This is a genomic window from Thermomonas paludicola, assembly GCF_024498955.1.
GTDB lineage: Bacteria > Pseudomonadota > Gammaproteobacteria > Xanthomonadales > Xanthomonadaceae > Thermomonas > Thermomonas paludicola.
This window is the reverse complement of the sequence record NZ_CP093311.1, coordinates 2,599,053-2,615,021: the sequence shown is the minus strand read 5'-3', so window position 1 is coordinate 2,615,021 and position 15,969 is coordinate 2,599,053. Positions and strand designations below refer to the sequence as shown.

Here is a 15,969-nt window from a genome sequence, read left to right as displayed (position 1 = left end):
AACCAAGCATTATACTGCGCAGCCGCGCAATACGCTTGCGTATGGAATTGGAATCAGGGCCGCAACAGGAAGGTCGCCGGCCCGTCATTGACCAGGCTGACCACCATATGGGCACCAAAGCGCCCGGTTTCCACCCCTGCGGGATGCAATTCCCGACAAATGGCCAGTAGCCGGTCAAAGCCCTGTTCAGCTTCTGCCGGAGGCGCTGCGGTGCTGAAGCTGGGGCGCATGCCCGAGCGCGTGTCCGCGGCCAGCGTGAACTGGCTGACCAGCAGCAAGCCGCCACCGATCTCCGCGAGAGAGCGGTTCATCTTGCCGGCATCATCTTCGAAAATCCGATAACCGAGCAAGCGCTTCGCCAGCCGCTGGAACTGCGGTTCGGCATCACCCGGCTCCACCGCCACCAGTGCCAGCAGGCCGGCACCGATGCGACCTACCACGGTGTCATCCACCGAGACGGAGGCTTGGGTCACGCGCTGGATCAAGGCGAGCATGCCGCCATTGTATGAAGTGTCCCGGTGGCGGCCAAAGCGTTCCGGCCAATGCCTCCTACAATGCGCCGATGACCGAACTGGCCGCCGCCTTGCTGTACGCCCTTGCCTGGACCGCTGCGCGACTGCCGTGGTCGCTGCTGCGCGGGCTGGCCGACGGCATGGCGCGGCTGTGGCTCGTGCTGGATGCGCGCGAGGCGCGGGTGGCACGGCGCAACCTGGCGCTGATCCGCCCGGAGCTGGGCATCCCCGCACGCGAAGCGCTTGTGGCCGATATTCTGCGCACCACCGCCCGGCAGACGTTCGAGACCCTGCGCCTGTGGGCGCGCCCGGTCGCGCGCAATCTGGCCGACATCGTCGAAATCCACGGCGAAGACGTGTTCGATGCCGCGCTGCGAGATGGGCGCGGCCTGATCATCGCGGCACCGCACATGGGCAACTGGGAGCTGCTGAACCAGTGGCTGGCCAGCAAGACCCCGCTGGCGATCCTGTACCGGCCGCCGGAATCCGCCATCGGCGAAGCCTTCCTGCGGCGGGTGCGCGCCAATGCCGGCGGGGATGTCGAACAAGTGCGCGCCGAAGCCGCCGGCGTGCGCACCCTGCTCAAGCGCCTGCAGAGAGGCGGTGTGGTGGGCATTCTTCCGGATCAGCAGCCCAAGGTCGGCGAGGGCGAATTCGCGCCGTTCTTCGGCAGGCAGGCGCTGACCATGACCCTGCTGGGCCGCCTGGCCCACCGCAGCGGCGCGCGGGTGCTGCTGTGCTGGTGCCAGCGCCTGCCCGGCAAGGGCGCGCCGCAGTTCGCACTGCACGTGCAGCATGCGTCGGAAGGCGTGGACGATGCCGACCCCAGGCGTGCCGTTGCGGCGCTCAATGCCGGCGTGGAAACCGTGGCGCGCCGTGATTTTGCCCAGTACCAGTGGACCTACAAGCGCTACACGCTGCGGCCACCGGGCAGCGGCGAGGAAAACCCCTATCACGATCTGTCCCGCCGTCGCGGCAGAGAGGAATTTTGACGATGCCAGAGACCATCCTTGTCGTCGGCGGCGCCGGCTACATCGGTTCGCACATGGTCAAGCGGCTGCGCCGCGCCGGCTTCCACGCGGTAGTGGCCGACGATCTTTCCTCCGGCCATCGCGAAGCGGTGCTGGGCGCGCCGCTGCACGTCGGCGACATCGGCGATGCCGCCTTCGTCGACGCGCTGCTGGCCGACGTGCGCCCTGCTGCGGTCATGCACTTCGCCAGCTTCATCCAGGTGGGTGAGTCGGTGGTCGATCCGGCGAAGTACTACCGCAACAACGTCACCGCCACCCAAGCGCTGCTTGATGGCATGCACGCGCACGACGTGTCCCGCTTCATCTTCTCCTCCACCGCGGCGATCTTCGGCGACCCGCAATACGTACCGATCGACGAGGCGCACCCGAAGGCGCCGATCAATCCCTACGGCCGCAGCAAGTGGTTCGTCGAGCAGATGCTGGAGGATTTCGACCGCGCCTACGGGCTGAAGTCGGTCTGCCTGCGCTACTTCAACGCGGCGGGCGCCGATCCCGACGGCGCGCTGGGCGAATGCCACGAGCCGGAGACGCACCTGATCCAGCTGATCCTGCAGGTGGCGTCCGGCCGCCGCCCGCACATCACGGTGTATGGCGAGGACTACGCCACGCCGGACGGCACCTGCGTGCGCGACTACATCCACGTCGAAGATCTGGCCGATGCCCACCTGCTGGCGCTGCGTCAGCTGCTCGCGGGTGGCGAGAGCGCGCGCTACAACCTCGGCAACGGCAATGGCTATTCGGTGCGCGAAGTGATCGAAGCGGTGCGCCGCGTCACCGGCCATCCGATCCTGGTGGTCGCGGGCGCGCGCCGCGAAGGCGATCCGCCGGTGCTGGTGGCCGACGCCCGCGCCGCGCACGAGGCGCTGGGCTGGCAGCCGCGCCATGCAGGGCTGGATGCGATCGTGGCGCACGCGTGGGCGTGGGAGCAGCGGTATCAGGGAGCCGGGCTTGAATTGGGTTGCGCTGTGTTCGGCAGGTATCCTTCCACGCCTCCGTGAGGATCAAGCCATGCCTGCCGACCATTCCGCCTGCCGCCTGCCGATTTCTGGCGTGGTCATCGCATGCAATGAAGGGGACCGCATCGCGCGTTGTGTCGGCTCGCTGATGCCGGTATGTGCGGAGGTGGTGGTGCTCGACTCGGGGTCGACCGATGACACCGTGGCGATTGCGCGAGCCTTGGGTGCGAGGGTCATCCGCCAGCCATGGCTTGGGTTCGCGGCGCAAAAAAATGCCGCCATCGCGCAGGCCAACCAGCCGTGGGTGATACTTCTGGATGCCGACGAATGGTTGCCGCAGCAATCGCAGTCGCGCTTGCGCGACTTGTTCGCCAGTGGTCGGCTGGATCACGCTGATGCGTGGCAATTGTTGCGAAGGACGCATTTTCTCGGGTGCGCAATGGCTTTTGGGAGCTTTGCCAGAGAGCCGCTGGAGCGGCTGTTCCGGCCGCACCTGCGGTATGCATCACGGCAGGTGCATGAATGCCTGGAGCTTGCCGGAAAACGCGTGCTGCGCTCCCACATCCGGCTTGAGCACGATACCGCGCGCAGCGCTGGCGAGTACTGGGGGAAGCTGCAGCGGTATGCACGTCTCTGGGCCGACGAACAGCGTGCACGTGGACGCAGGCCGCGACTCGGGCGAGGCGCATTGGCGGCATCTGCATACCTTCTGAAAAACCTGGTGGTGCGCGGTGGACTGCTCGACGGGCCTCGGGCATGGCACTTTCATTGGCTGCATGCGCGCTATGCCGCATTGAAGTACGGCCTGTTGTGACTCCGGAATCAGCTGCATGAAAATCAGCCTCATCATCACGACCTATAACTGGAAGGAGGCGCTGGCACTGGTATTGGCCAGCGTCGCGCGGCAAACCAGGCTACCCGACGAGGTGATCGTGGCTGATGACGGGTCGCGTCCCGATACTGCCGCCATGCTGCGGGAAAGAGCCCGCGATTTCCCGGCGCCGTTGCGCCATAGCTGGCAAGAGGACGAGGGATTCCGGGCGGCGCGTTCGCGCAATCGGGCGATCGCCGCATGCAGCGGTGACTACGTGCTGATGCTGGATGGTGACATGGTGCTGCACCGCGAGTTCGTTGCCGATCATCTTGTGGCGGCGCGCGCTGGTGCCTTCGTGCAGGGGTCGCGTGTGCTGACTACCCCCGGGTTCCGTGAGCGCATGCTGCAGGATGTCGGTGCATGCCCGGGTTTCCTGTCAAAAGGCATTGCACGGCGTCGCAACGCGCTGTGGTTGCCGATGTTGTCGCGTGCCTGGCTGGCACTGAACCGGCGTACGTCTCCCCACGCGATCAAGACGTGCAACCAGGGCTGGTGGCGGACGGACTTGTTGCGCATCAATGGCTTTGACGAGCGCATGCAAGGATGGGGGCGTGAGGACGAAGAATTGGCGTGGCGCGCTTGGCATGCCGGTTTGCGTTGCCGGCAGTTGCGCTATTCGGGGCTTGCCTTTCACCTGCACCACAACGAGCGCCATGTGGACGGTGCCAGCGCGAATGATCATTACCTTGCGGCAACGCGTGCATCGCATTTGACGCGTTGCGAGCTTGGACTGGATGCGCACTTGCAGGAATTCCAGAGGCATTCGTTGCCTGACCTGCGGGCAGGATGCTAGGGCACGGCGCAGTTAGCACCAGTGATGGCGTTGCCCTGCGGCCAGCCGCGTGCGCGTCGCGGTTAGATTTGGTTGGTGCAAGCGGAAGCAGTTTGACAGCAATCTCGATCAGTTGGACTTCGCACCGCATGTGATACTCACACTGGCGGCCAACACCCACCAGCGCCGCCCATTGGCCATGCCCATGTCGCGTGCCTGCAGCCTGTCCACGCAGGCCGGCAATGCCTCGCCCTCCACCAGCAACCAGCGTGCCCCGGGGCGCGCGTGCTGCCAGCGCACGCCGTCGGCGAACTGCAGCGCGATGTCCCGCTTGAAACCGAAGTCCGCGGCCGGACGATCGGCCATCAACAACTGCTGTTCGCGCCAGCCCACCAGCCCCAGTTCGGCATCGGGCCCGATCGCCGCGCCGACCTCGTGCATCAGTCCGCGCGAGGAGCTGCCGTCGTTGAGCAGCGGCGCGCCGACCAGCGAATACAGCAGCCACAGCGCGGTCAGCATCGTCACCAGCGCGGCGTGTGCGCGGCGGCGGCCGAACCAAAGCGCGCTGCCCAGGCCGAAGCCGCCGATGGCCGCGAACATCCACGCCAGTCCCTCGGCGACATGTGCATCGCGGCCTTCCATGAATCTGCGTTCGAAGCCCGGCTCGCCCAGCAGCATCGCAAGGCCCGCGCCCAACGTCGCCAGCGAGAACGCCAGCACGAAGCCCAGCAGCAGGCGCTGCGCGTTGGGCTTGCGCAGGATGCCGGGCAGCAGCGGTGCCAGCGCCAGCGCCAGCATCGGCAGTGCGGGCAGGATGTACATGTCGCGCTTGCCGGAGGGAATGCTGAAAAACACGAACACCAGCAGCACCCAGCCCAGCGGCAGCAGATAACGCACGTCGCGTCGCTGCAGGCGCCGCCGCCATGCCGGCAGCGCCCACGGCAGCGCCAGCATGATCGGCAGCCACGCGGTCAGCGCCACCTCGATGAAGTACCACCACGGCTGGCCGTGGTGCCAGGAATTGGCATAGCGGGTGACGGTCTGGCGCAGCAGGATGTCATCGACATAGGCACGGTAATCGCCACCGCCGTGGCCCAGCGCGGCGACCAGCATCGGTACCAGCCACACCCCGCAGGCGGCGACGAAGGCCAGCGGACCGAGCCAGAATTCCGCGTCGCGCGCCTGCACGCGCACGCCAGGCCAGCCGCGCAGCGAAGCGATGCCGGCGGGAATCAGCAGCAAAAGCGCGATCACGCCGACGCCCTTGGTGATCGTGCCCAGTCCCGCCGCCGCCCAGCCCAGCATCCACATCCGCCAGTCGGGGCCGCGCAGCACATGCCGCAGCAGGCCGTAGCAGGACAGGGTGATCCAGAACACCACCAGCGGATCGATCTGCGCCTTCTTGGCCTGCCAGGTGAACTGGATCGTCAGCAGCACCGCAAAGCCGGCCAGCACGCCGACGCGTGGCGTCCACAGGCGCTTGCCCAAGTCCACCACGCACCACAGCGTGCCCAACGCGGCCAGCAGCGACGGCAACAGGAAGGCGATGCGCAGGTTGCCGGTCAGCCACAGCAGCCCCGCTTGCATCCACATGAACAGCGGCGGCTTGTCCGAATACAGTTCGATGCCGCGCCGCGGGAACAGCCAGTCGCCGCTTTCCACCATGTGCCTGGCCACCAGCGCGAAACGCGGCTCGTCGGCCGGCCACGGGTCGCGCAGGCCCAGCCCCGTGGCCAGGATCAGCAGGGCGAACAGCCAGAAAAGCCAGGTATCGCGTTGGGTACGGGTCATCGCGGGCAGCATGGGCGGAGTGTTACTGCTTTCTCAAGCGCGCGCAGAAAAAGCCGTCCATGCCGCCGTCACCCGGAAATCGCTGGCTGCCGGTGCCGGTGTCGTGGCCGAAGTGCGCGCCCAGCGGCTCGATGACGGCGCCCGGCGTGCGCGCCAGGAACGCGGCGATCTGCGCGGTGTTTTCCGCACGCAGGATCGAACAGGTGGCATACACCAGCACGCCGCCTTGGGCGAGCAGCGGCCACAGCGCGTCAAGCAAGCCGGCCTGAGTGGCCGCGAGTGCCGCGATGTCGCTCGCGCGCCGGTGCAGCAGCACGTCGGGCTGGCGGCGCACGATGCCGCTGGCGCTGCACGGGGCGTCGATCAGGATGGCGTCGAACGGCGTACCGTCCCACCAGTCATCGGGGTGGATGGCATCGGCGGCGCGCGCGTCGATGCCCACCAGCTGCAGGCGTGCGAATGTTTCCTGCATCCGGCGCACGCGGCGCGCATCCATATCGAGCGCGGTGATGCGCAGGGATGTGTCGCGTTCGGCCAGATGCGCGGCCTTGCCGCCGGGTGCGGCGCAGGCATCCAGCACGCGCGCGCCGGCGGGCGCTGCAAGCGCATCGGCCACCGCCTGCGCGGCGCCGTCCTGCACGGACACGGCACCTGCGCTGAAGCCGGGCAACTGTTGCACCGGCAGCGGCGTATCCAGCCGGATTGCATCGGGAAGGTGGGCGTCGGCATGCGCCTGAATGCCCGCATCGTGCAGCGTGGCGAGGTAGGCCTGGCGCGTGGTGATGCCGCGATGGATCCGCAGCCACATCGGCGCGGCCTGCGCGCTGGCGCTGAAAACCGACTCCGCCTGTTGCGGCCAGTCCACGCGTACCTGCTGCGCCAGCCAATGCGGCCATTCGTCACCGGGCGCGCTGGCCGGCAGGCCCTCGCGCTGCGCCCGGCGCAGCAGTGCGTTGACCATCCCGGCCTGATGCGTGCGACCCATTGCGCGCGCGGCATCCACGGTGGCAGCCACCGCCGCATGCGCGGGCAGGCCCATCTCCAACTGTGCGAAGCCGGCCAGCAGCAGCGAACGCAGCGCGCCGTCACGCCCGCCCAGCGGTCTGGGCAACCAGCCGTCCAGCGCGGCATTGAACGCCGCGCGTCGGCGCAGCGCGCCCAGCACGATGGCTTCCACCAGCGCGCGGTCGCGCACGTCATCCAGAGTGGGCAGGGCTGCGGCCAACGCCGCCTTCAGCGAGCGCCCGTGGTGGAGAACCGCGTCCAACACCCCGGCCGCGCTGGTGCGGGCAGCAACGCCGTCGCTCATGCGAGCAGGTCGCGGCGTGCGTTGAGGTAATCGGCGGCGGCGATGGCCTTGCCGCCGTCGCGCTGCAGCGTGCGGATGCGCAGCGCACCTTGCCCGCAGGCGATGTCGATGCCGTCGCGGCCCGCGCGCAGCACGCTGCCGGGCGCGGCGCCGTGCACCTCATCCAGTGCGGCAGCGGCGTGGATGCGCACGCGCTCACCGGCCAACTGCGCTTCCGCGATGGGCCATGGGTTGAATGCGCGCACCTTGTTCGCCAGCGCGACGGCCGGCTGCGACCAGTCCAGTCTGGCCTCGGCTTTGTCGAGCTTGTGCGCGTACGTCACGCCTTCGCTGGGCTGCGGATGCGGCGGCAGGTGAAGCGTGGCGCGCAGCAGGCCCAGCGCATCGGACAGCACGCGCGCGCCAAGTGCTGCAAGGCGGTCATGCAGCTGGCCGCCGGTTTCATCCGCGCCGATGTCGATGGCCTGTGCCAGCAACACCGGGCCAGTGTCCAGGCCTTTTTCCATCTGCATCAGGCAAACCCCGGTGCGCGAATCGCCGGCTTCGATGGCGCGCTGGATCGGCGCCGCACCGCGCCAGCGCGGCAACAGCGAGGCATGCACGTTCCAGCAGCCGAACTCGGGAATGTCCAATACCGACTGCGGCAGGATCAGCCCGTAGGCGACCACCACCATCAGGTCGGGCTTGAGTGCGCGGAGCGCGCGCCTGGATTCGGCGCTGCGGAAATTTTCCGGCTGATGCACCGGGATGCCGCGCTGCACGGCTTCCAGTTTGACCGGCGAGGGCGTCAGCCCGCGGCCGCGGCCGGCGGGCCGATCCGGCTGGGTGTAGACCGCCACCACGTCGCCCTTGGAGGCGGCGGCGCGCAGGCAGGGCACGGCGAAGTCCGGCGTGCCGGCGAAGACGATGCGCATGGGCTCAGGCGGCCCGCTTGGCCTTCAGCAGCTTCTTGCGCACCATCTCGCGCTTGAGCGGCGACAGGTAGTCAACGAACAGTTTGCCTTCCAGATGATCCATTTCATGCTGGACGCACACCGCCAGCACGCCATCCGTCTCCAGAGTGAACGGCTGGCCATGCCGATCCAGTGCCTCCACCGTGATGGTGTCGCTGCGGGTGACGTCGGCATAGATACCGGGCACCGACAGGCAGCCCTCCTGGTAGACCTGCTCGCCTTGGCGCGCGGTGATGCGCGGATTGACGAACACCAGTGGCCGGCTTCGGTCCTCGGTGACGTCAATCACCATGAAGCGCTTGTGCACGTCCACCTGGCTGGCGGCAAGGCCGATCCCGGGGGCTTCGTACATGGTTTCGAACATGTCGTCGAACAAGGTCTGGAACGCTTCCGCAGCCAATTCCGCCGGATCCACGGCGGCGGCCTTGGTGCGCAGGCGCGGGTCGGGAAACTCGAGGATCGGGAGCAAAGCCATGGCAAGAATCCGGGGAAACGGCGGCCCCTTCGGCCGCGGCTGGCCCATTGTATCGCGGCCAAGCTGCACAGCCGCTTGCCAGTCGGCTTGGTTTGTGGGCTATATTGCGCAAGCTTCGGGGGATTTTCGCCATAGGGAGCGGGGAGATAGCGAACATGCTTGAACGTGTTTCCAATCTGGTGCGTGTCAATGCGCCGCGTCCGCGCGGGCTGCGCATCATGCTTGCTGCCGCGTTGCTGACGGTGGCGACTTACGCGGCCGCCGTCGAATTACGCGGCGACCATCCGGACAGCTACGTCGTCAAACGTGGCGATACCCTGTGGGACATTTCCGCGCGCTTCCTGAAGAAGCCGTGGCTGTGGCCTGAAATCTGGCAGGCCAATCCGCAGATCAAGAACCCGCACCTGATCTATCCGGGCGACGTGGTCAGTCTGGCCTATCTGGATCGGGTTGCGGTGCAGCCGGGTGCGCGCAGCGAAAGTCCGGTCAATGCGGTGCCGCTGGCCGAGATCGAGCCATTCCTGAAGGACATGCGCATCGTCTCGGACATCTCCAACCTGCCCTATGTGGTGGGTCTGGAAGATGGGCACATGCGCGGCATCAGCGGGCAGGTGGTCTATGTACGCGGCCTGGAGGGGGTTGCCCCGGGGCAGCGCTATCTGGTCGTGCGTGCCGAAAAGCGCTATCGCATGGTGGAGCGCGCCGGCATGTGCTGCGACTTGTTCCAGACGCAGGACCTCGATGCACGCGGGCGCGCCGGGCTGGATGACGGCACGCTGTGGAGCAATGCGGTATTCCCCAGCAAGAACACCGAATTCCTGGGCTACGAGCTGGTCACGCAGGCCACCGGGACGGTGACGCGTGGCGAAGTGGCCGGCATTCAAGCCTCCACCTTGCTGCTGGGTGCCGAGGGTCGCGACGTGCGTGCGGGTGATCGGTTGCTGCCCGTCGAGGCCAAGCCCTACGACCTGCAGTTCTTCCCGCACCCGCCGCGCCAGCAGGCTGACTATGGTCGCCTGACGGTGATGTCGGTGGCCGACCACGACAAGTTCGGCGGCACGCGCGACGTGATCGCGATTTCCGGCGGTGCCCGCGAGGGGATTGATAACGGCACCGTGTTCTCGCTGTGGAAGCGCGGTGATTCGGTGACCGACAAGGTCAAGGATGGGCTGGATGCGAACGAGGATCTGACCCTGTCCGAGCACAAGGTGCGCCTGCCGGATGAGTTTGCCGGGCACGCGATGGTGTTCCGCACCTTCGACAATGTCAGTTACGCGCTGGTGATGAGCAGCATCAAGCCGGTTCGGATTGGCGACGAACTCAAGCACCCCGACGCGCCCTACTGAAGTTCGGAAAATCCTGACGCAAGATCGCAACGGCGCCCGAGGGCGCCGTTGCTGTGTGCGGGCAATGCTGGCGGCATGACCGTCGACAGTGAACATGAAGCTCTCCTGCGCCTGCTGCACAGCGGCGCTGCCGCATCCGCCCTGCGCCGCTTGCTGGATACCCACGGCAACGCGGTGGCCGCGCTCGGCGCCGGCCCGCGTGATTGGGCCAGCCACGGCCTGCGGCCCGAGGCCTGCAATGCCATCCGCAAGCCAGACGGCGAAGCGCTTGCGCCAAGCCTGCGTTGGCTGGAGGCGCCGAACCACCATCTGCTGGGCTGGGGGAGTTCGGCCTATCCGCCCCTGCTGCGGCGAATCGCCTCGCCGCCGGCCCTGTTGTTCGTGGCGGGTGATCCGACCCTGCTGTGGCGACCGATGCTGGCCATCGTCGGCAGCCGCGCGGCCACCACCGGCGGCTGCGCCCATGCGGCCCGCTTCGCGCGCGAGCTGGCTGCGGCCGGGCTGGCGATTGCCAGCGGCCTGGCGGCGGGGATCGATGCCGCCGCACATGTTGCAACGCTGGCGGCCAGCGGAGTCACCGTGGCGGTGCTCGGCACCGGTCCCGATGTGGCGTATCCGGCGCGCCACCGCGCGCTGCTGGCGCAGATCGCGGCGGAGGGAGCGGTGGTTTCCGAGTACCCGCCGGGAACCCAGCCGCTGCGCCCGCATTTCCCCAGCCGCAACCGGATCCTGGCCGGGCTCAGCCTGGGCACCCTGGTGGTCGAGGCGGCCCTGCAGTCGGGCGCGCTGATCACGGCGCGGCAGGCCGCGGACGCCGGGCGCGAAGTATTCGCATTGCCGGGTTCCATCCTCAACCCGATGGCGCGCGGCTGCCATCGCCTGATCCGCGAAGGCGCGGCGCTGGTGGAAACCCCTGGCGAAATCGTCGATGCGTTGGCGCCGTTGGTTCTGGACCTGATGCGGGCATTGCGCGGGGAATTGGAGGCCGATGCGGCGACTCCGCAGGCGCATGCCTTGGCCCCGCTGGAAGAGCCTCCCGGCTACAACCGGTTGTGGGATGCATTGGGGCATGACCCAACCGGTATGGATGAACTGGCGGATCGCAGCGGATTGACGGTGGCCGAACTGTCCTCCATGCTGCTGGCACTGGAACTGGAAGGACGGGTTGCGTCCGCGCATGGGCGCTACAGCCGGGTAAGCCGTTGAATCCGGCAATTTGCTTGCATTGCGCCGTGGTGGCGCGGGCCGAGGACATGAAAGAAAGCATCCTGGATGTCCTGCTGTACCTGTTCGAACACTACTTCGCCAACGATATCGACCTTGTTCCGGGTGACGCATCGGCCGGGCAAGAGGGTTCGCTGATGGGCGAATTGATCGAGGCCGGCTTCTCGCCCACCGAGATCCGCAAGGCATTCGATTGGCTGAATGCGCTGGCGCAGCAGCGTCCGGCGCCGGGCGTCCCGCGCGCCAGCGGTCCCACCCGGGTGTACCACGGCCAGGAGCTGGACAAGCTGGACGTGGAAGCGCGCGGCTTCCTGCTGTTTCTCGAGCAGCAAGCCGTGCTGGATGCCGACCAGCGCGAGCTGGTGCTGGATCGCGCCATGGCCCTGGATCAGGACGAGCTGGACCTGGACGACCTGAAATGGGTGGTTCTGATGGTGCTGTTCAACCAGCCCGGCAGCGAGGCGGCTTATGCCTGGATGGAAACGCAGATGTATCTGGACGAACCGGAACCGGTGCATTGACGCCGCGTGCCGCAGGGGGAAATGAATGATGGATTGGCATTACGCCGCTGACGGCCGCACACGCCAGGGCCCGGTCAGTGCCACGGAACTGGTGGAGCGTTACCGCAGGGGCGAGCTGGCGCCAACCGCGCTGGTATGGCACGAAGGACTGGAGGATTGGCGCCCGCTGTCGGAGATGTTCGGAGAACTCGGCATAGCACCCGATCCCCGCACACCGACACCGCCCCCGCTGCCGCCGCCACCCCCGCCGACTCCGCGCATCGCGCCCGGATATTCGCCGCCGGCTGGTCCGCCGCCGCGCAAGGGAATGTCGGGTTGCCTGATCGCGATCATCGTCGCGGCGGTGCTGGCGATCCCGATGATTGCGATTCTGGCGGCCATTGCCCTGCCCGCCTATGACAATTACCGCGTCCGTGCGGCCGAGGGTGCCTGCCTGGCGGAAACAAAGGCCTATGCCAATACGGCCACCGCTGCGCTGGCCAATGGCGAGGTTCCGCCGGCACCCCCGCGCCGTGCCTGCGCCGAGGCCGATTCCGCCAGCTCGGAGCAGGTCACCATCACCGCCATTCCGCGTGAACCGGGCAAGGCCCCCGTGACCTGCGAACTGCAGTCGGCCACGTGCGCGCTGGCCCCGGTGGAATCGCGATGAGTCAGTGGTACTACACAGACCGCGAGCGCCGGCAACACGGCCCAGTGGATGCAGACGAATTCGTGCGCCTCTATCGCGCCGGCTTGCTCGATGGCAATACCTTGGCCTGGCGCGAAGGCCTGCCGCAGTGGCAGCCACTGGCGGGCCTGCTGGACGAACTGGGTCTCCGCGAGGCGTCATCGCCGTATTCGCCACCATCCGCGAACGTCGACGTCGAGCTGCGACCGGTGGCCGGAGGCGCGGTGGTCTATGCGGGCTTCTGGAAACGGGTGGCCGCCTATTGCATCGATGCCACACTCTCCGGGCTCGTCAGCGCGGTCATCGGCGGGGTGATGGGCGGGGTGATCGGCGCATTGTTGCTGGGCGGCGGCAATGCGGACTCGGGCGCCCTGATGGCGATCCAACTGCTTGGCAACGTCGTTGGCCTGGTGATCGGCCTGGCTTACTTCGCCGGGTTTCACGCGTCATCGTCGATGGCTACCCTGGGCAAAATGGCCGTGGGCATCAAGGTAGTCCGGAGCGACGGGGAGCGGATCGGCTTCCTGCGCGGGGTGGGGCGTTACTTCGCCCTGTTCGTCAGTTCGATCACGCTGGGCATCGGCTTCATCATGGCCGGATTCACCGACCGCAAGCGCTCGCTCCACGACATGATGTGCGACACCGTGGTCGTCGACAAATGGGCCTTCACCGCGCACCCCGAATGGCAGCGACCGGATTTGGGAGCCGTGACCATCGTCGTCCTCGCCTTGTACGGACTGATGATTCTGGTGGGCATTGGCGTGATCGTGGTCGCGGTCGGCCTGGCGGCGGCCAACGCTCATTGAGTGCATCGCGTCGTCCCGCGCTTGACAAGCCGGGCCGATCCGTGATTCCACTATAAATAGGCGCCCGGGGCTATTGCTCCGGGCGTCGGCTTCTGCGGCTGCGTCCTGCCGCCCCATCGCAGCACCGGAACCCGCAACGTCATGGCCAAGAACCTGCTCATCGTCGAATCGCCTGCCAAGGCCAAGACGATCAACAAATACCTCGGCAAGGACTTCACCGTCCTCGCCAGCTATGGCCATGTCCGCGACCTGGTGCCGAAGGAGGGTGCGGTGGATCCGGACAACGGATTCGCCATGCGCTACGAGACCATCGAGAAGAACGAGAAGCATGTCGATGCCATCGCCAAGGCGGCCAAGGCGGCCGACCACCTGTTCCTGGCCACCGACCCGGATCGCGAGGGCGAGGCGATCAGCTGGCACATTGCCGAAATCCTGAAAGAGCGCAACCTGCTCAAGGACAAGTCGCTGCAGCGCGTGGTGTTCACCGAGATCACCCCGCGCGCGATCAAGGAGGCGATGGCCAACCCGCGCGCCATCGCCGCCGACCTGGTCGATGCACAGCAGGCGCGGCGCGCGCTGGACTATCTGGTGGGCTTCAACCTGTCGCCGGTGCTGTGGCGCAAGATCAAGGCCGGGCTTTCCGCGGGCCGCGTGCAGAGCCCGGCGTTGCGCATGATCGTGGAGCGCGAGGAAGAGATCGAGGCATTCAAGGCCCATGAATACTGGACCGTCGAGGCCGAGTGCGCGCATCCGTCGCAACCATTCACGGCGAAGCTGATCAAGCTCGATGGCAAGAAATTCTCCGCTGACACCGGCAAGCTGGAGTTCAGCCTGACCAACGGCGACACCGCCGAGGCCGCGCGTGCGCGCATCCAGCAGGCCGCTGCCGGCAAGCTGCACGTCACCGACGTGGCCAGCAAGGAGCGCAAGCGCCGTCCGGCACCGCCGTTCACCACCTCGACGCTGCAGCAGGAAGCCGCGCGCAAGCTCGGCTTCACCACGCGCAAGACCATGCAGGTCGCGCAGAAGCTGTACGAGGGCGTGGCCATTGGCGACGAAGGTGCGGTGGGCCTGATCAGCTACATGCGTACCGACTCGGTGAACCTGTCGCAGGACGCCTTGGCCGAGATCCGCGACGTGATCGCGCGCGACTTCGGCACGGCATCGCTGCCGGACCAGCCCAACGTTTACCAGACCAAGTCGAAAAACGCGCAGGAAGCGCACGAAGCGGTCCGGCCCACCTCCGCGCTGCGCACGCCGGCGCATGTCGCCGCTTTCCTCAGCGACGATGAGCGCAAGCTGTACGAATTGATCTGGAAGCGTGCGGTGGCCTGCCAGATGATCCCGGCCACGCTCAACACGGTGACCGTGGACCTGGCCGCCGGCAGCGAGCATGGCTTTCGTGCCAGCGGCACCACCGTGGTGGTGCCGGGCTTCCTGGCCGTCTATGAAGAAGGCAAGGACAACAAGGGCAAGGACGAGGAAGATGAAGGCCGCAAACTGCCGGCAATGAAGCTGGGTGACAGCGTGCCGCTGGATCGCCTGCATGCCGACCAGCATTTCACCCAGCCGCCGCCGCGCTTCACCGAAGCGGCGCTGGTGAAGGCGCTGGAGGAATATGGCATCGGCCGGCCTTCGACGTATGCGGCGATCATCCAGACCCTGCTCGGCAAGCAGTACGCGGTGTTGGAAGGGCGCGCGTTCAAGCCTACCGATATCGGCCGCGCGGTGGGAAAATTCCTGTCCAGCCACTTCGGCAAATACGTGGATTACGACTTCACCGCCAACCTGGAAGACGAACTGGATGCGGTCAGTCGCGGCGAGGAGGAATGGATCCCGCTGATGGCGAAATTCTGGGGGCCGTTCAAGGCGCTGGTCGATGACAAGAAGGCCACGCTGGACAAGGCCGATGCCGGCAGCGTGCGCGTGCTGGGGACGGATCCAGCCAGCGGCCGTCCGGTCAGCGCGCGCATTGGCAAGTATGGCCCGCTGGTGCAGATCGGCACCGTGGAGGACGAAGAGAAACCGCGCTTCGCCTCGCTGCGACCCGGCCAGAGCATTTACAGCATCACCCTCGACGAGGTGATGAAGCTGTTCGAAATGCCGCGCCAGCTGGGTATCGACGCCAATGGCGAAGAGGTGAGCGTGGGCATCGGCCGCTTCGGCCCATTCGCCAGGCGCGGCAGCACGTATGCCTCGCTGAAGAAGGAAGACGACCCCTACGCCATCGACATGGCGCGGGCGATTTTCCTGATCGAGGAGAAGGAAGAAATCGCCCGCAACCGGGTGATCAAGGAATGGCCCGGCCACGACGTGCAGGTGCTCAATGGCCGCTTTGGCCCGTACCTGTCCGACGGCAGGCTCAACGGCAAGATCCCGAAGGATCGCGAGCCGGCCTCGCTGTCGCTGGAGGAAGCGTTGAAATTGATGGAAGAAACCGGCAAGCCCGCGCGCAAGGGCTTCGGCGCGAAGAAGGCGGCAGCCAAAAAGGTCGCCGCCAGGAAGACGGCCGTGAAGAAAGTGCCGGTCGAGAAAGCCGCGAAGAAGCCGGCTGCCAAGAAGGCGGCAGTGAAGAAGGCGGCAGTGAAGAAGGCGCCCGCGAAGAACGCCGCGCGTCCGTATTCGGCCGACATCGAGCCGGCCAGGCCGCTGCTCACCCCGGCCAAGGTCGAGGCCGGCAAGAAGCGGGTCATCAAGAAGCCGGGGCGCGATGAGGCGCCGTTCTGAGGCGA

The 15,969-nt window shown here is 66.9% G+C and carries 15 protein-coding genes; 10 read left to right on the top strand and 5 right to left on the bottom strand.

Going from position 1 to position 15,969, the window contains the following annotated elements:
• Nucleotides 1–53: 53 nt before the first annotated feature.
• The gene (dtd, locus tag LIW09_RS12250) at nucleotides 54–494 is read right to left on the bottom strand and encodes a D-aminoacyl-tRNA deacylase (protein WP_256645880.1); all 441 of its coding nucleotides are present in this window, start codon (nucleotides 492–494) and stop codon (nucleotides 54–56) included.
• A 68-nt stretch (nucleotides 495–562) separates the two neighbouring features.
• Here dtd and LIW09_RS12245 point away from each other — a divergent pair, with 68 nt between their 5' ends.
• The 4 genes from LIW09_RS12245 to LIW09_RS12230 are packed head-to-tail and all read left to right on the top strand — an operon-like array spanning nucleotide 563 to nucleotide 4,166.
• Nucleotides 563–1,504: a lauroyl acyltransferase gene (locus tag LIW09_RS12245; RefSeq protein WP_256645879.1), complete on the top strand. Its 942-nt coding sequence runs from the start codon at nucleotides 563–565 to the stop codon at nucleotides 1,502–1,504.
• 2 nt (nucleotides 1,505–1,506) lie between these two features.
• On the top strand, nucleotides 1,507–2,541 hold the full coding sequence (galE, locus tag LIW09_RS12240) for a UDP-glucose 4-epimerase GalE (protein WP_256645878.1): 1,035 nt from the start codon (nucleotides 1,507–1,509) through the stop codon (nucleotides 2,539–2,541).
• Nucleotides 2,492–3,313 (top strand): glycosyltransferase family 2 protein, encoded by an 822-nt coding sequence (locus tag LIW09_RS12235; RefSeq protein WP_256645877.1) that lies wholly within the window; start codon nucleotides 2,492–2,494, stop codon nucleotides 3,311–3,313. The genes galE and LIW09_RS12235 overlap by 50 nt, the downstream gene beginning before the upstream one ends.
• 16 nt (nucleotides 3,314–3,329) lie before the next feature.
• A complete protein-coding gene (locus tag LIW09_RS12230) occupies nucleotides 3,330–4,166 on the top strand; it encodes a glycosyltransferase family 2 protein (protein WP_256645876.1) in 837 nt (278 codons plus the stop codon).
• 108 nt (nucleotides 4,167–4,274) lie between these two features.
• Here LIW09_RS12230 and LIW09_RS12225 read toward each other — a convergent pair whose 3' ends face one another.
• From LIW09_RS12225 to def, 4 genes are read right to left on the bottom strand one after another with little or no spacing between them, the layout of a single operon-like run.
• A complete protein-coding gene (locus LIW09_RS12225) occupies nucleotides 4,275–5,936 on the bottom strand; it encodes an ArnT family glycosyltransferase (RefSeq protein ID WP_256645875.1) in 1,662 nt (553 codons plus the stop codon).
• A 22-nt stretch (nucleotides 5,937–5,958) separates the two neighbouring features.
• Entirely contained in the window at nucleotides 5,959–7,245 is a 1,287-nt protein-coding gene (rsmB, locus tag LIW09_RS12220) for a 16S rRNA (cytosine(967)-C(5))-methyltransferase RsmB (protein ID WP_256645874.1), read from the bottom strand.
• Entirely contained in the window at nucleotides 7,242–8,159 is a 918-nt protein-coding gene (fmt, locus tag LIW09_RS12215; protein WP_256645873.1) for a methionyl-tRNA formyltransferase, read from the bottom strand. The genes rsmB and fmt overlap by 4 nt, the downstream gene beginning before the upstream one ends.
• A 4-nt stretch (nucleotides 8,160–8,163) precedes the next feature.
• Entirely contained in the window at nucleotides 8,164–8,673 is a 510-nt protein-coding gene (def, locus tag LIW09_RS12210; RefSeq protein WP_256645872.1) for a peptide deformylase, read from the bottom strand.
• Between the two features lie 218 nt (nucleotides 8,674–8,891).
• On the opposite strand from def, the gene LIW09_RS12205 reads away from it, so the two are divergent.
• The 6 genes from LIW09_RS12205 (at nucleotide 8,892) to LIW09_RS12180 (ending at nucleotide 15,964) form a co-directional block, all read left to right on the top strand.
• A complete protein-coding gene (locus LIW09_RS12205) occupies nucleotides 8,892–10,019 on the top strand; it encodes a LysM peptidoglycan-binding domain-containing protein (RefSeq protein WP_256647242.1) in 1,128 nt (375 codons plus the stop codon).
• A gap of 75 nt (nucleotides 10,020–10,094) precedes the next feature.
• On the top strand, nucleotides 10,095–11,225 hold the full coding sequence (gene dprA, locus LIW09_RS12200; protein WP_256645871.1) for a DNA-processing protein DprA: 1,131 nt from the start codon (nucleotides 10,095–10,097) through the stop codon (nucleotides 11,223–11,225).
• A 47-nt stretch (nucleotides 11,226–11,272) separates the two neighbouring features.
• Nucleotides 11,273–11,764, top strand: coding sequence for a DUF494 family protein (locus LIW09_RS12195; protein WP_256645870.1), 492 nt, complete (start codon nucleotides 11,273–11,275; stop codon nucleotides 11,762–11,764).
• Between the two features lie 28 nt (nucleotides 11,765–11,792).
• Nucleotides 11,793–12,413: a DUF4339 domain-containing protein gene (locus LIW09_RS12190; protein WP_256645869.1), complete on the top strand. Its 621-nt coding sequence runs from the start codon at nucleotides 11,793–11,795 to the stop codon at nucleotides 12,411–12,413.
• Nucleotides 12,410–13,237: an RDD family protein gene (locus LIW09_RS12185; protein WP_256645868.1), complete on the top strand. Its 828-nt coding sequence runs from the start codon at nucleotides 12,410–12,412 to the stop codon at nucleotides 13,235–13,237. Before LIW09_RS12190 ends, LIW09_RS12185 begins: the two co-directional genes overlap by 4 nt.
• 141 nt (nucleotides 13,238–13,378) lie before the next feature.
• Complete coding sequence (locus tag LIW09_RS12180) at nucleotides 13,379–15,964, top strand: DNA topoisomerase I (protein WP_256645867.1); 2,586 nt, start codon at nucleotides 13,379–13,381, stop codon at nucleotides 15,962–15,964.
• The last annotated feature ends 5 nt before the right edge of the window (nucleotides 15,965–15,969 follow it).

Excerpts from the sequence above, each read along its gene's own strand:
- dtd (WP_256645880.1), bottom strand. The coding sequence starts at position 494 with ATGCTCGCCTTGATCCAGCGCGTGACCCAAGCCTCCGTCTCGGTGGAT.
- LIW09_RS12245 (WP_256645879.1), top strand. The coding sequence starts at position 563 with ATGACCGAACTGGCCGCCGCCTTGCTGTACGCCCTTGCCTGGACCGCT.
- galE (WP_256645878.1), top strand. The coding sequence starts at position 1,507 with ATGCCAGAGACCATCCTTGTCGTCGGCGGCGCCGGCTACATCGGTTCG.
- LIW09_RS12230 (WP_256645876.1), top strand. The coding sequence starts at position 3,330 with ATGAAAATCAGCCTCATCATCACGACCTATAACTGGAAGGAGGCGCTG.
- LIW09_RS12225 (WP_256645875.1), bottom strand. The coding sequence starts at position 5,936 with ATGACCCGTACCCAACGCGATACCTGGCTTTTCTGGCTGTTCGCCCTG.
- rsmB (WP_256645874.1), bottom strand. The coding sequence starts at position 7,245 with ATGAGCGACGGCGTTGCTGCCCGCACCAGCGCGGCCGGGGTGTTGGAC.
- fmt (WP_256645873.1), bottom strand. The coding sequence starts at position 8,159 with ATGCGCATCGTCTTCGCCGGCACGCCGGACTTCGCCGTGCCCTGCCTG.
- def (WP_256645872.1), bottom strand. The coding sequence starts at position 8,673 with ATGGCTTTGCTCCCGATCCTCGAGTTTCCCGACCCGCGCCTGCGCACC.
- LIW09_RS12205 (WP_256647242.1), top strand. The coding sequence starts at position 8,892 with ATGCTTGCTGCCGCGTTGCTGACGGTGGCGACTTACGCGGCCGCCGTC.
- dprA (WP_256645871.1), top strand. The coding sequence starts at position 10,095 with ATGACCGTCGACAGTGAACATGAAGCTCTCCTGCGCCTGCTGCACAGC.
- LIW09_RS12195 (WP_256645870.1), top strand. The coding sequence starts at position 11,273 with ATGAAAGAAAGCATCCTGGATGTCCTGCTGTACCTGTTCGAACACTAC.
- LIW09_RS12190 (WP_256645869.1), top strand. The coding sequence starts at position 11,793 with ATGGATTGGCATTACGCCGCTGACGGCCGCACACGCCAGGGCCCGGTC.
- LIW09_RS12185 (WP_256645868.1), top strand. The coding sequence starts at position 12,410 with ATGAGTCAGTGGTACTACACAGACCGCGAGCGCCGGCAACACGGCCCA.
- LIW09_RS12180 (WP_256645867.1), top strand. The coding sequence starts at position 13,379 with ATGGCCAAGAACCTGCTCATCGTCGAATCGCCTGCCAAGGCCAAGACG.